General features: G+C 40.5%; 16 protein-coding genes. 7 read left to right on the forward strand and 9 right to left on the reverse strand.

The annotated features are described in order from the left end of the window. The first annotated feature begins 110 nt into the window (after positions 1-110). Positions 111-293 (forward strand): DUF2759 family protein, encoded by a 183-nt coding sequence (locus CSV75_RS04710; protein ID WP_029054522.1) that lies wholly within the window; start codon positions 111-113, stop codon positions 291-293. A 137-nt stretch (positions 294-430) separates the two neighbouring features. Here the strand turns inward: CSV75_RS04710 and CSV75_RS04715 are convergent, their stop codons facing one another. From CSV75_RS04715 to rpmG, 5 genes are all read right to left on the reverse strand, one after another. Continuing rightward, positions 431-1450 (reverse strand): YqgU-like beta propeller domain-containing protein, encoded by a 1020-nt coding sequence (locus CSV75_RS04715; protein ID WP_099674954.1) that lies wholly within the window; start codon positions 1448-1450, stop codon positions 431-433. A 68-nt stretch (positions 1451-1518) separates the two neighbouring features. Beyond that, on the reverse strand, positions 1519-3420 hold the full coding sequence (locus CSV75_RS04720) for an LTA synthase family protein (protein ID WP_099674955.1): 1902 nt from the start codon (positions 3418-3420) through the stop codon (positions 1519-1521). Positions 3421-3547: 127 nt separating this feature from the next. Then, positions 3548-3733, reverse strand: a complete 186-nt coding sequence (locus CSV75_RS04725) for a YqgQ family protein (protein ID WP_099630186.1) — start codon at positions 3731-3733, stop codon at positions 3548-3550. Next, entirely contained in the window at positions 3726-4310 is a 585-nt protein-coding gene (locus CSV75_RS04730) for a 5-formyltetrahydrofolate cyclo-ligase (RefSeq protein ID WP_099674956.1), read from the reverse strand. The genes CSV75_RS04725 and CSV75_RS04730 overlap by 8 nt, the downstream gene beginning before the upstream one ends. Before the next feature lie 55 nt (positions 4311-4365). Then, the gene (gene rpmG / locus CSV75_RS04735) at positions 4366-4515 is read right to left on the reverse strand and encodes a 50S ribosomal protein L33 (protein WP_029054517.1); all 150 of its coding nucleotides are present in this window, start codon (positions 4513-4515) and stop codon (positions 4366-4368) included. A gap of 173 nt (positions 4516-4688) precedes the next feature. Between rpmG and CSV75_RS04740 the strand changes: the two genes are divergently transcribed. Both CSV75_RS04740 and CSV75_RS04745 read left to right on the forward strand, forming a co-directional pair. Continuing rightward, positions 4689-5048, forward strand: coding sequence for a hypothetical protein (locus tag CSV75_RS04740; protein ID WP_099674957.1), 360 nt, complete (start codon positions 4689-4691; stop codon positions 5046-5048). Then, the gene (locus CSV75_RS04745) at positions 5045-5494 is read left to right on the forward strand and encodes a hypothetical protein (RefSeq protein WP_099630189.1); all 450 of its coding nucleotides are present in this window, start codon (positions 5045-5047) and stop codon (positions 5492-5494) included. The genes CSV75_RS04740 and CSV75_RS04745 overlap by 4 nt, the downstream gene beginning before the upstream one ends. 54 nt (positions 5495-5548) lie before the next feature. Here CSV75_RS04745 and CSV75_RS04750 read toward each other — a convergent pair whose 3' ends face one another. The 4 genes from CSV75_RS04750 to CSV75_RS04765 all read right to left on the reverse strand — a co-directional run bounded on the left by CSV75_RS04750 (position 5549) and on the right by CSV75_RS04765 (position 10630). After that, the gene (locus CSV75_RS04750) at positions 5549-7699 is read right to left on the reverse strand and encodes a peptidoglycan D,D-transpeptidase FtsI family protein (protein WP_233191590.1); all 2151 of its coding nucleotides are present in this window, start codon (positions 7697-7699) and stop codon (positions 5549-5551) included. 99 nt (positions 7700-7798) lie between these two features. Then, entirely contained in the window at positions 7799-8407 is a 609-nt protein-coding gene (locus CSV75_RS04755; RefSeq protein ID WP_029054514.1) for a superoxide dismutase, read from the reverse strand. 87 nt (positions 8408-8494) lie between these two features. Beyond that, positions 8495-8977 carry a DUF456 domain-containing protein gene (locus CSV75_RS04760; protein ID WP_099630190.1) on the reverse strand — a complete coding sequence of 161 codons (483 nt, stop codon included), beginning with the start codon at positions 8975-8977 and terminating at the stop codon, positions 8495-8497. A 21-nt stretch (positions 8978-8998) separates the two neighbouring features. Beyond that, positions 8999-10630: a Na/Pi cotransporter family protein gene (locus CSV75_RS04765; protein ID WP_099674958.1), complete on the reverse strand. Its 1632-nt coding sequence runs from the start codon at positions 10628-10630 to the stop codon at positions 8999-9001. Positions 10631-10872: 242 nt separating this feature from the next. Here CSV75_RS04765 and CSV75_RS04770 point away from each other — a divergent pair, with 242 nt between their 5' ends. The 4 genes from CSV75_RS04770 (at position 10873) to CSV75_RS04785 (ending at position 13537) form a co-directional block, all read left to right on the forward strand. Then, a complete protein-coding gene (locus tag CSV75_RS04770) occupies positions 10873-11376 on the forward strand; it encodes a DUF1189 family protein (protein WP_099674959.1) in 504 nt (167 codons plus the stop codon). A 43-nt stretch (positions 11377-11419) separates the two neighbouring features. Continuing rightward, positions 11420-11761 carry a hypothetical protein gene (locus CSV75_RS04775; protein WP_143560673.1) on the forward strand — a complete coding sequence of 114 codons (342 nt, stop codon included), beginning with the start codon at positions 11420-11422 and terminating at the stop codon, positions 11759-11761. A 61-nt stretch (positions 11762-11822) separates the two neighbouring features. Beyond that, positions 11823-12950: a flavodoxin-dependent (E)-4-hydroxy-3-methylbut-2-enyl-diphosphate synthase gene (ispG, locus tag CSV75_RS04780; RefSeq protein WP_099637285.1), complete on the forward strand. Its 1128-nt coding sequence runs from the start codon at positions 11823-11825 to the stop codon at positions 12948-12950. Beyond that, positions 12947-13537, forward strand: coding sequence for a hypothetical protein (locus CSV75_RS04785; RefSeq protein ID WP_099674960.1), 591 nt, complete (start codon positions 12947-12949; stop codon positions 13535-13537). Before ispG ends, CSV75_RS04785 begins: the two co-directional genes overlap by 4 nt. Positions 13538-13567 lie beyond the last annotated feature (30 nt).

The raw sequence follows: 13567 nt of genomic DNA on the forward strand, positions 1-13567 counted from the left end.
AATAATCGTCATTATTTAATCTCGACAAAACGATTCATTAACAGTACAATAGAGGAGGAATATCGCTTTATGGCATTCATTTTTTCAATGTTGAAAGGAGTGTCTACTCAATGAATTTATTAGTCATCATTTTTGGATTGATTGCAATTTTAGCAGTCTTTGGAACGGTCCAAGCTTTTAAAGAGCGGAATCTGTTAAGTATAGTATTCAATGTGGTAACGGTTGTAGTTATCGGAGGATTTACGATCGCTACTGTTATATATTCTGGATACCCGCCACAACTCCACAAATAAGTTCCAAAAAATAAGGACACCCTTTCATTGGGGATGTCCTTATTTTTTTGATTCGATAGTAGATAGTATTGGCGCTTCGGAGGAACGCATTCTAGCTTGCCTTTCATTCTCCACGTAAAAATAGTAACTCCCCAAATTTATTCTTGCGGCTCGATCTCCAACCACTTTACCGTCTCACCGGTCTCTATATCCATCCAAGTATCCAAACTATATCCAATGAGACACTTGTCGCCTTTGCAATCTAAGGAACCGCCTCCCTCTAGCTCTTGGCGCTTTACTTCCTTACCGTCCTGTATCTTCACTAGAAAACTAGTTGGTCTCATCTCGGTTTGATTGGTAACAGTCATCATCAATGTAGTATCATCTGAAAATACAGCGTGATCCATCACGAATGAATCATCTTCGGAAAACCAGGAATGTTTTTCTTTCCCGTTTGCATCCATTACAGTGTATCGTATCTGCTCGCCTTCAAATGATTCAATCAATACTTGATCTGAAGAGGTATGGAATTGGTTGGCGTTATTCGCGAGTATAGTCTCTTCTCCCGTAGACAGCGCTTGTTTTATTACCACTACGTCTTCCATGTACACCAACTCTTCCGCACCTAGCCAACGGGGAAACGGATCAGGTAGTTCTACCGCTACCAATGTATCGTCATTCGCGTCATAGCGCATGATTTCGTAACTCCAATCATCAGAGAAAGCGGTGATCAGTAATTGTGAAGCATCGAATTCGTTCCATTGAATTTCAAGTTCCGAGGATTCTACCGACACTTCATTTAATGGAGTACCCGCATGATCGAGTATATGTATGACAGCTTCTGTTGAGTCGTCTGCTGTTTTGACTAGCAGTTGCGAGGCAGTAGGATGAACTTGCACTTCAGAGATCGTTGCAGTGGCCGTAAATAAGGTATGTATATCACCCGTATTCAAATCAAACGACAGCAGACGGTCTTTAGCGTCTTTTTGATTGACGAATAAAATCGCCATTTCGTTCAACCAGCCTGCAACAAAACGAATATCATCTTGTGAAGCTGTAAGTTTTTCTACTGGCTCGGCTACTTTTTCTACTAGTTGTTCTTCGGTTTCAACATCTTCAGATTGCGTACATGACATTAAAAACAATGCACACACTATTGAGATAAGAATTCTTTTCACTTTTTCACTTCCTCTTCAGTTGGTTAAAAAAGAGCTGCGCGGCATAGGCAGCCGCGCAGCTCATCAATTTATTTACTTTCTTTCATTTCAGGACTGCCATCTGGTCTTTCTTTAAAGCGAAGCAAGTCACCGTTGATGATAGCATCTGAATAATTCAATTCAGTATTCGCACGCTCAATATACGGCTCACATTGCGCTTCATCTATTGCTGGTTCTCCTGTTTCGATGTCATAGCAAACTTCCTGAGCGTAAATATTTTTGTCTGTGACAAGACGGCCGTCACGGAAAATCACAAATGGTTCATGATCTGGTGAAAATAAATCGGAACCGAATTGCATATCTGCTTTCGTATCAATTCCCAGTAGGTGAAGAATAGTAGGTCGGATATCTACCTGTCCGCCAAGCTCATGCATCTTCTTACCTTCACCAGAACCTGGTATATGAATGAATAATGGAACCTTTTGAAGCTCTGCATTATCGAATGGTGTAATTTCTTTATCCATATACATACCCATTGCTTTATTGTGGTTTTCGGAAATACCATAGTGATCTCCGTACATGACGATGATCGAGTTTTCATACAAACCACTTTCCTTCAAGTCATCAAAGAACTCCTTAACCGCTTCGTCCATGTATCGAACTGTTTGGAAATACTTATTCAACGTGTTGGAGTTTGATGTGTATTCAGGAATTAATTTATCCTGCTCATCCAAATCAAATGGATGATGGTTTGTTAGTGTAATCATTCGTGTAGCAAATGGTTGCTTGATATCTTTCATCAAGTCAACTGACTGGTGGAAAAACGGAATATCTTTCATTCCCCAGTTGACTGCTTCATCTTCACCAATTGTGTAGCTATCCACATCGTAGAACTTCTGTACGTTAAGTGCTTTATACATAATATCACGGTTCCAGAAACTCTTACTGTTTGCGTGCATGACACTTGTAGCATAACCATTCTCGCCTAGACGTTCAGATAGCGAGTTATATGTGTTACCACTATGCGTGAAGAATACTGCACTACCATTACGTCCATATAATGAGTTTTCTACGATAAACTCAGAATCGGATGTCTTCCCTAACCCAGTTTGTTGATAAAAGTTGTCAAAGTAGAATGTATCTTTATCGTTTGTTAATCCATTTAAGAATGGAGTAATTTCATGTCCATCCATATCATTGTTAATAACAAAGTTTTGTAAGGATTCAAGTGAAACGATAATTACGTTCTTGCCTTTTGCAGTACCAAACATTTTCGGATCTGGTTGCGCATGGTTGGCTTTGACGTAGTTCTCAATTTCCGTCAACTCGGTACCATCAGCAAATGTACGCTGTGCATGGGATTTGGATTGAACGAATAAATCATATAGATGGTAGTTGTACGTACCAAGGTTTTTAACGAGTAATTCGCGATCAAAGCTTCTTGTCAATAACTGTGGTCGCTGTGTTTCTGCAAGCGCCAAATTGAACATCATCAATGTAGCAGCGGCGGCAAAGTACACTTTACGTCCCATTTTACTGCTTGATTCTTGAACTGGTTCTGGACCTTGCTTGAAGAACCGAATAACTACTAAAATAATCAAAACATCCGAGAAAAAGAATAGATCAAGGAAACGCAAGTTCTCGGTAATTGAAGAACTTAAATCTGCAAAGTTACTTGTCTGGAACAATAGAGGCAGTGTAATAAAGTCTGTAAAGAAACGATAGAACACAGCATTGGCAAACATGATAAAAGAAGTAATGAAACTGACCGCTAATATATATCGGTTACGTGTTTTTGTCTTTTTAATAAATAAAGCCACCCCATAAATAAACAATAGAAATGCTAGGGGATTAATTAGTAAGATAAATTGTTGCATAGCATTATCGATCTTCATATTGAAACTGGTGAAATACCCGATGTAGGTAGTCAACCAAGTTGCGATTACAGCGATAATGAGTACGGAATGCTTAGGCCATGAAAATTTTCTCATTCCATCTCTTCCTTTCGTTTCGTTTAGATACTGTTTTTTTATTGTCAGCGTATATATATACGTTTGACTGAGTGAAAAGTTTCACATAATACGAGGAATGAGTAGTTTGTATGATATCAGCTAGTTGTTAGCTGGTTTGTTCTCTTCGCAAAACAAGCAATGCTTGAATATATGTTTGTTGATCAATAAATTGATGATCATACAGTTCTTTGACTTCGGACTCCATTACTATACTGTCCTGTCTTTTATTTCCTGTATAAATGATTACACCAAACCGTTTAAGCAATTTCATCACATCATAAAATTCATTCATTCGCGTCACGAGCTTTCTGACAATCTATAATATGTTTGTCTGTGTAAATATAGGACACCGGAACGTCATGCGGCTCCTTAACTATATTATGGCGGATTTGACAGTCAAATGCCAGCGATATCGTTTCAAATGGAAAATTTATCAAATAGCGATCGTAGTAACCCCCACCGAATCCAATCCGGTAACCAGTCTCTGAATACACGACGCCGGGCACGATTTGTAAGTCAATTTCTTCTGGTTTTACAGACTCTGTTATATCTATTTTCGGTTCTCTCAAGTCCATATAGACTACTTCTGTTTGATCAAATGAATCAATCAAACGAAAATCCATTTCCCTCGTAGAGGAGATACATCGAGGAATCGCAACTCGCTTCCCGGCTTGCCAAGCGATTTCTATCAAACGACGCGTGTCCACTTCCGGAAATCTAGATAATGTGATTCCGATTGTTTCTGCATACTTAAATTCATCCGAAGCAAGAACTTTTTCTATTATACTAGCTGATTTTTGTTCGTGATCAGATGGAGTTAATTGATGTAATTGCTGTATAACCTGTTTTCGAAGATGCTGCTTTTCCACTGTACTACCTCCCGTAAGAAAAAACCAAAACCGAAGCAGGTTTTGGTTTTAATGATTATTTCGTTTCACGGTGCAAAGTTTGCTTTTTTTCACGTGAGCAATATTTCATCATTTCAATACGTTCTGGATTGTTACGCTTGTTTTTCTTAGTAATATAATTACGCTCTGCACATTCTGTACAAGCGAGTGTTACGTTTACGCGCATTACTGTCCCTCCCACTCAATAGCTATAGATATAAGTAAAACATGAGCATGATTTATACGACTAATATATTATACCATAGATTCAATCATTGTACAGCAAAAAAAATCAAATATCATTCATCATATGCTTATGGTATTATGAAGGAAATTCTAGTTATGCGGGAGGGAAACACTATGGATATCCCCTTAATATTACTCAGTATTGGTGTATTGGCTGTTATACTATCGTTTTTTATTGGAAATAAGACTCGTGCGATGGATGATGAATTGGAAGCTGTTTCGATTAGCCTTCATCAGGAAATGAGTAATCTAAAAAAAAGAGTGCGGTTGCTTGAAGAGGAATTGATGGTTGCATCCCCGACTTCCGAGCTCATTGCACCAGCACCTCAAAAAACGATACACGCAATTATAGTCAATCAAATTATCTCTCTTCACAAACAAGGCTACACGGTCCCCGAGATTGCAAAACGCGCTTCACTTAGTGAAAAGGAAGTAACGGACGTGCTATATTCCAAAGGAGTGCGGTTGTCATGATCAAGGAAATATTGCGCGCTGTAGGTATTGGTTGTTTGATAGCTGGTGGCATTCTGTATTTCGTACAACAACAAACATCCGAAGGTTCGTTGCAAAAGCAATTAGCAGATTCAAAAGAAGAAATAGCCATTCTAAAAAAAGAACTGGCGATTGCACAGACATTGTCGCGGAAAGATGCTATCCGTCAACCAGAATCTGAACAAGATACGATTCCAGAGAAAAGTGAAGCGGAGGAAATTGTCACGAAGAGCTTCACGGTTAAAGCAGGCATTACACCTGCCGAGTTATCACGTGAATTAGAAAAAGAAAAATTAATAAAAAACGCAGAAGAATTCGAATTATATATAATTGAAAATGATTACACACGAAAAATCAAAACCGGTACATACGAATTACGCTCCGATATGCGTTTTCCCGAGATTGCTAAAATCTTTTTACACTTATAATAAAAAAGACGAAAACCATTTGGTTTTCGTCTTTTTTGTATTGATCAATCCTTGTTATTTCTGTATCTTCACATCCGGAGACGCGTTGTCAGCCTGTAAACTTCTCTGTCTTTTTTGTTCAAAGAATACATCGAGTGCTTCTTTGGCTATTTCACTTGCCGTAGCGGATGGATAGCGTTTCGTATTCGTTGAAATATAGGGAATGATTACTGAATACGCAACTTCAGGTCGATCAGCAGGGGCATATCCTACATGAGACAAGTTAATTGTTGGAATAACAGGATTGGATTTATTACCCGTGTAATAGAATGATTCGGCGGTACCCGTCTTTCCGGCTCCTGTATAGGGTGCGCCCGCTAGTAAACCGGATGCAGTACCATTCGCGCCATAGTATACATAATGCATACCTTTCTTCACTTGATCGATTTCCGCTTGTGAGTTTTTCAGGTGATTTAACACTTTTATGGGTGTTTCTTCAACCAATTCTCCGAGTACTTCCCCATCTGGAGAAGGTTCACGAATTTCTTTCAAAATTTTCGGTGCTATTCGATTTCCATCAGCGGCAATGGTTGCCACATATTGCGCCATTTGCAGCGGAGTATACGTATCAAACTGGCCAATTGAGAAGTCGAGGAGCTTTCCGGGAATCGTTTCCGTACCCGTAACGCCTGTATATTCGCCAGGTAAATCAATGCCTGTTTTTACACCTAAACCAAATGCCGCAAAGTTCTCACGGAATGTATCAAATGCTTTCTTGTCGATTGGTAATCCTTGACCCGGTCGGTATGTTGCGTTTCCTAACCCCATCGCAATACGGAACATATACACGTTGGAAGAACGACCGATAGCGGAAATATCGTTTAATGCAACCCGACCATTCGGATTAAATAAGGATCGTTTGTACCTGCCGCCAATATTGATCGGTTGGTCAATTTTCACTTCACCGATTTTAACGGCTCCTTCATTATATCCTGTAAGCATGGTTGCCAATTTCACTGTAGATCCCACTTCATACGCAGAAGTAAATGTACCAAATGTGTAATCTTGTATTGCCCATCTGCCTGTCGATTCGTCTTTTACTACTTTCTTTCCGACAAGAGATAGAATTTCTCCATTGTTTGGGTCCAACATGACAAGGAATGCTGATTCCAACGCACTTGTATTCGGACCTTGTTTTAAACGCAATAATTTATTGGATACGACATCTTCAAGCGCCTTCTGCAAATTGGTGTCTGTAGTCAAGATCAGATCTTTACCAGGCTTTCCTTCTTTCACCGTTTTCGTTTCAACAACTTTTCCTGTGCGGTCTTTGACATTCTTCACAATCGTCTTTTGACCTTTCAGTAAGTCTTCGTAATACAATTCCAAATAACTTCGTCCGACGCGATCATTTCGCGAATAATCTCGCGCTAGGAAATAGTTTAAGTGAGAACGAGGAATGCCTTCTATCGGACTCGTCGTAGATCCTAGAATTGCACTATCTGATTTCTTAACTCGATCCCAGTCCGTAGTCGTATTGACGCCCGGCAGTTGATCCAATCTTTCAGACACCACAGCAAGCTCTTTATCGGTAACGCCATCGCTTTTGATGATTTGTGGGGAGTAGGCGTAACCTGCCATCATTTCTCGATAAATTGCGAGTACTTCTAAATCTTCCGCTGTTAATGTAGCTAGTTCTTCGTCCGTGATCCGGTCGCGTGTAAGCTGGTTAATCTCTCGTTGAATATCTTTCTGAGATTTATTGTCGTCTTTACTGAGCTTATTTTGTTCTTTTTTAGGTACTTTATCAGCTGCTTTTACAGGATTCAATAAAATCCAGAAATCTCGTTTATCACCTATTGTCACGCGCTTTGTATCTTGATCAATCAACTTCGCAATTTTTCTAGCAAGCGCAAGCATTTCTTTTGTTGTCGTGGAGGATGTTTTCGTATACGTGATAGCATTTTTCGCTTCATTGTCGACGAGTACTTTCCCGGTACGGTCGAAAATTCTTCCACGCGGTGTGCTCGTGTTGACCGCAATTTCCTCCGTTCGTTCAAGACTGCGTGCATAATCCTCCCCTTTGACGATTTGCATATAACCTAAACGGAATATGAGTAAGGAAAAAAGGACAAAAATCGCTACAAATAAAAAATTCATTCTAAATGCAATATGTTGACGTTGACTCGTTTTTGGCGGCTCCGTCTTTTTTTGGTTTCTCTTCAACAGGAATCTCCTTTCTCAGGAAGTTTATGTATAAGAATTATAGCATGAAAACAATAAAGAACACACATCTAGACGAACTAGATGTGTGTCAGGTTTCAATTACTTATTGTCTTGGTAACGCTTTTCAACTTCATCCCAGTTGACTACGTTCCAGAATGCAGAAATGTAGTCAGGACGGCGGTTTTGGTAGTTTAAGTAGTACGCATGCTCCCAAACGTCCAACCCTAGCAATGGTGTTTTACCATCCATATAAGGTGAGTCTTGGTTAGGAGTTGATGTGACTTCAATTTCACCGTTGTTTACAACAAGCCAAGCCCAACCTGAACCGAAGCGAGTTGTTGCAGCTTTAGCGAACTCTTCTTTGAAAGCATCAAAGCTACCGAACTTTTTGTCGATTGCTTCTGCAACTTCCCCAGTTGGGTTGCCGCCACCGTTTGGTGAAAGGATTGTCCAGAACAATGAGTGGTTAGAGTGCCCGCCACCGTTATTGCGGACTGCTGTACGCTTGTCCTCTGGAACTTTGTCCAAGTTTGCAACTAATTCGTCAACAGGCATGTTAAGAAGTTCTTCATGACCTTCTAGTGCGTTGTTCACGTTCGTTACATACGTGTTGTGGTGTTTCGTGTGATGGATGTTCATCGTTTCTTTGTCGATGTGTGGCTCCAACGCATCATATGCGTATGGTAGTTCTGGTAATGTATAAGCCATTTTCCATTCCTCCTCTAAATTATCTCTGTTTTGCCCTACCACTTCACATTATCAAAATATGAGCCAGCATTCAAAGAAAATGGACTGTTAACGGAGAAAAAATAGGAATATGACAATCATAACTACCATAATGGTACCTTTTACAGCAACGGAAGTCAGAAAACCAACAACAGAGCCGACTCCCGTGCGGAAAGCTTGTTTGATCCCGGAACGTGTAAAAACTAGTTCTGCAAGGATTGCGCCAAGAAAAGGTCCAGCTAAAATACCCACAACCGGTATGACGAATGGACCAATAAGCAGCCCAATCGTACTTCCCCACATTCCTGCCTTGCTACCACCAAAACGTTTAACACCGACGAGATTTGCGATCGTATCCGCGCCAAATAATAGCAAAACGAATAATACTTGGATTACCCAAAACAACCACGTTAACTCTTCAAATGAAACGATTGCGCCATAAAGCAGGAAGCCTACCAATAAAAACACAACAGATGGAATGACAGGATAGATCAATCCGACAAACGCGATCGCAAACATGAGAATTGCCAATGTCCAACCAATCCATAACATAGTCGTCACTCCTTTAATTCATTATGCGTGTTTGCCTAAAATGGCTTCTGCAATATTCACTGCATGGTCACCAATTCGCTCAAGGTTCGACACGATATCGACGAATACCATACCCGCTTGCGCACTACAATGTCCTTCATTCAAACGTACAATATGGTTTTTACGGAATCGACGTTCCATATTATCAATTAAATCTTCTTTCTCTGAAACAACACGCGCTAGATCTGTATCGTTTTGATCCAATGATTCAATTGCTTTTTGTACAGTTTCGATTGTCAATGTGAACATTTCTGTTAAATCTTCCAACGCATCGTCTGTCAGCTTCAGTTTATTGGTCTCACGTAAATCTATCAGCTCTATAATGTTTTCGAAATGGTCACCAATACGCTCAATATCTCGAACAGAATCCATCAATAACACATGGCGGCCGGATTCAGCCGGTGAAACGATTGCTACAGACACTTCAACTAAATAGTCTGTAATTTTGCGGTCGAGATTGTTGATGGCATCTTCAATTTGATACGCTGTTTCTGCGTGTTTTTTCTGGCCTGTCTTCAAATACTCGAATGATTCCTGAAGACCACGGACACTGAAGTCACCCATGCGAACAATTTCTTCTTTAGCTTGTCCTATTGCCACAGCTGGTGATTGTGCGATAAAACGACGATCAAGATGTTTCGGTTTATATTCGATCGTCACATCCTCACCCGGTATCATCTTAGTGACGAGATAAGCCCAAGCAGCAATGAACGGAAATTGAATGATAGTATTGGCGACGTTGAACGAACCGTGCGCAAATGCAATTTGCATTTTGCTTTCGAGGTTCAAAACACCAGCAATCCATTCGACGTACGCCGTAAATGGTATGAGCAGGATCATAAAGATGATGGTACCGACGATATTAAATAGTACATGTACAGCTGCTGCGCGTCTTGCTGCAACAGATGCACCAAGTGCCGCAAGTACCGCAGTAATTGTCGTCCCGATGTTATCACCGAAAAGAATCGGCAATGCTGCTTTCATTGTTACTAGATCTTCAGCATAGAGTCCTTGCAGGATCCCAACAGTTGCACTAGAACTTTGCACGATAAGTGTAAAGATTGTTCCCGCAACGACACCTAACAATGAATGTTCACTCATTGCGAGAGTGAAATCAGCAAATGCTTCTAATGAACGTAAAGGTTTCATTCCGTCGCTCATTAATTCAAGCCCTAAGAACAATCCTCCGAAGCCGAAGATGACTTCACCCAAGTTTTTGATTTTAGCTTTACGGACGAAGAAAATCAGGAAGGCCCCAAATGCCATGATCGGTAACGCATACGCGCCGACGTCTAGACCGATAATAAATGCAGTCACAGTTGTACCGATATTGGCGCCCATGATAACACCGATCGCCTGACGAAGTGTCATGAACCCAGCACTTACTAGACCGACTGTAATAACAGTTGTTCCAGAACTAGATTGGATTAACACGGTTACGATAATACCAACTAGAACACCCATAAATGGATTGGTTGTGAAACGGTCTAAGATTTCACGAAGTCTGTCCCCTGCAGCCTTTTGCAATCCATCCCCCATGTACTTAATTGCAAATAGGAAAATTCCTAATCCACCAAGAAATTGGAACACCACTTCCTGCCAGTTCACTTCCATTGAATTGTCAACCTCCATTAAACGTTTTATGTATGATTTCTAACTGCCCTTCACTACGTAAATGCGTCGTGAAGTTTCAACTTATTATGCAAGTTGTATACATCAATTGTAAAGTATCCGACGGCAATCTTTACATCACCTTAACAATGCAGCAATAAAATGTCATAAGAATGTCGAAATTTCTGCAAAGCAGTATGTTTTAAATAAATGGTAGACTGTATGTAGAAAGGGAGGCCGGCTCAGTGAAATTTCATCAACTCTTTAAAGCTTCATTACACGAACCGAAAAAACTTGCAGCGTTTCGCATGTTATCAATCGGTAAAGTCATTCAATACATATTTGTGTTTATTTTTCTTTACACCGGTGTATCGTTTTTACAATTTGTACTAGGTGATCATACACTGTTCCAGTCATCTCCTGAATTAGCGGAAATCGGCGAAACAATCGGCTTTTTGATCTATCCAATCGCATTTGTGCTGCAATTGGTCATTATTACGTCGTATTTATTTATTCGCATCAGTATTTTTGCTATCATAGGGGTATTGCTATTGAAACTATTGCGTCGCCGTGGTGAATTCCGTTTTATGTGGCGAACAGCAGCGATTGCCGCAACATTACCCATCTTGCTGACGATGGCATTTGAATTTGTTCCAGCCATGCAATCGTATAGCTTGTGGCTTGCATCTTTAGTCCATCTACTCTTTGTGTGGAGAGCAGCAGTCTATTATCCAAAACTCCCACGATGAATAGACTTCCTCTTGTCTGCATAGTGTAGTGCAGGAGGGATGCATGATGAGAATTTTACTGATCGCACTTGCTGTATTCTGCACAGTTCATTTTGTTCGAATGGATTTAACGGAAGGGACAATCCCTCTTGCAGCCTTTTTTGATGATGAATCGTCCTGTATAGAGGAAACTTCAAATCATTCAATTGTCATTCGAGTGGTTGAAGGTGATACAATAGAATCGTTATTTGCATTATATCCAGATTCAACACAAAACTTTCTTGAGAGGTTGGAGCAATTTTATTCCATGAACCCTCATCTCAAACGCCAACAATTTCTAGCTGGCGAACAAATTAAGTTGCCTATCGGTGAACAAGTGGAATCGGCTTGCGAAGAAGGCGAATAAGGATAATTTTATATTCCATCGAATTTCGATGGTATTTACTCATTTGAAGGAGAGAGACATAATGACTGAAATGATTCATCGTTCCAATACCCGTCCCGTAAAAGTCGGTAATTTGACTATAGGGGGAAGCAATGAGCTGTTTATGCAAAGCATGACGACGACAAAAACACATGATGTCGAAGCAACAGTTGCAGAAATTAAACGTTTGGAGGATGCAGGCTGCCAAATCGTACGTGTAGCATGTCCCGATGAGCGTGCAGCGTATTCGATTGGTGAAATCAAAAAGCAGATCAATATTCCGTTAGTAGTGGATATTCACTTTGACTATAAATTAGCATTGATTGCAATTGAACAAGGTGCAGATAAAATTCGTATCAATCCAGGCAATATCGGCCGTAAAGAAAAAGTAGAAGCTGTTGTCAACGCGGCAAAGGCGAAAGGTATACCGATTCGTATCGGTGTCAACGCAGGTTCACTCGAGAAAAAAATTCTTGAAAAGTACGGCTACCCTACAGCACAAGGTATGGTAGAAAGTGCATTGCATCATATCAAAATTCTCGAAGATTTGGATTTCCACGATATTATCGTGTCACTTAAAGCTTCTGACGTTAACTTGGCGATCGAAGCGTACAAGCTAGCGGCAGCGGCATTCGATTATCCGTTACACTTAGGTATTACAGAATCGGGTACGTTATTCGCGGGTTCGATTAAGAGTGCAGCAGGACTTGGTTCTCTTCTATCTTCAGGTATCGGTAACACGATGCGCGTATCGTTAAGTGCGGATCCGGTTCAGGAAATCAAAGTAGCGAAAGAGTTGCTGAAAGTATTCGGTTTATCGTCTAACTCTGCAACATTAATTTCTTGTCCTACATGTGGCCGTATCGAAATTGATTTAATTTCCATTGCTGATGAAGTAGAAGAATATATCTCGAACATCAAAGCGCCGTTGAAAGTAGCAGTTCTTGGCTGCGCAGTAAACGGCCCAGGTGAAGCACGTGAAGCGGATATTGGTATCGCAGGTGCTCGTGGTGAGGGATTACTCTTCATGCATGGTAAAACCGTACGTAAAGTTCCTGAAGAGACAATGGTCGAGGAATTGAAAAAAGAAATCGACATTTTGGCTGAGGAGTATTTTGAGAAGAAGAGACAAGAAGAAGCACTTGCGGCACAAGGTAGCGTTTCTGAATGAGGGATATTCGTTTCGGGATCGATATTGACGGAACGGTAACTACTCCGACAGCCCTTCTCCCCCATATCAACAAACATTTCGGTTCCAATCTGACACTCGATGATATTAAAGAGTATGATTTGACGAAGGCGTTTGATGTGGATCCTATACAGTTTGGGCAATGGTACAAGGAAACGGAAGAATTGATCTATCAGACTTCCCCTGCTCAAGAATTTGCAAAAGAAGTCTTAACGAATTGGCAGAAACAGTTCGAGTTGTTTTATATTTCGGCACGTGGTCGAAATGTACTCGAGTCTACAACGAACTGGTTTCATGAGCAACAAATACCTTATGACCACGTAGAGTTGATTGGCACCCATCATAAAATTGAGACGGCTAGGCAATTCAACGTAGATGTATTCTTCGAGGACAAGCATGACAATGCAGTTGGGATTCATGAAGAATTGGATATTCCCGTGTTCTTGTTTGATACACCTTATAACCAGGATCCAATTCCAAAAGGTGTCATACGTGTAGCGAATTGGAAACAAGCTGATCAGTACGTTAAGCAGATGTTTCACGCGACGGAAATGATAAAGAGTAAGTGATCGGAAGAGCATCGCACATTGCGGTGCTCT

Origin of the sequence: Sporosarcina sp. P18a, from assembly GCF_002743135.1 — a bacterium.
In the GTDB taxonomy this organism is placed as follows: Bacteria; Bacillota; Bacilli; order Bacillales_A; family Planococcaceae; genus Sporosarcina.

Bases quoted from the DNA above. Each gene is read 5' to 3' on its own strand.
- CSV75_RS04775 (WP_143560673.1), top strand. From the start codon at position 11,420: ATGATGAGAATTTTACTGATCGCACTTGCTGTATTCTGCACAGTTCAT.
- CSV75_RS04740 (WP_099674957.1), top strand. From the start codon at position 4,689: ATGGATATCCCCTTAATATTACTCAGTATTGGTGTATTGGCTGTTATA.
- CSV75_RS04725 (WP_099630186.1), bottom strand. From the start codon at position 3,733: ATGAATGAATTTTATGATGTGATGAAATTGCTTAAACGGTTTGGTGTA.
- CSV75_RS04760 (WP_099630190.1), bottom strand. From the start codon at position 8,977: ATGTTATGGATTGGTTGGACATTGGCAATTCTCATGTTTGCGATCGCG.
- CSV75_RS04755 (WP_029054514.1), bottom strand. From the start codon at position 8,407: ATGGCTTATACATTACCAGAACTACCATACGCATATGATGCGTTGGAG.
- CSV75_RS04785 (WP_099674960.1), top strand. From the start codon at position 12,947: ATGAGGGATATTCGTTTCGGGATCGATATTGACGGAACGGTAACTACT.
- ispG (WP_099637285.1), top strand. From the start codon at position 11,823: ATGACTGAAATGATTCATCGTTCCAATACCCGTCCCGTAAAAGTCGGT.
- CSV75_RS04720 (WP_099674955.1), bottom strand. From the start codon at position 3,420: ATGAGAAAATTTTCATGGCCTAAGCATTCCGTACTCATTATCGCTGTA.
- CSV75_RS04765 (WP_099674958.1), bottom strand. From the start codon at position 10,630: ATGGAAGTGAACTGGCAGGAAGTGGTGTTCCAATTTCTTGGTGGATTA.
- CSV75_RS04745 (WP_099630189.1), top strand. From the start codon at position 5,045: ATGATCAAGGAAATATTGCGCGCTGTAGGTATTGGTTGTTTGATAGCT.
- CSV75_RS04710 (WP_029054522.1), top strand. From the start codon at position 111: ATGAATTTATTAGTCATCATTTTTGGATTGATTGCAATTTTAGCAGTC.
- rpmG (WP_029054517.1), bottom strand. From the start codon at position 4,515: ATGCGCGTAAACGTAACACTCGCTTGTACAGAATGTGCAGAGCGTAAT.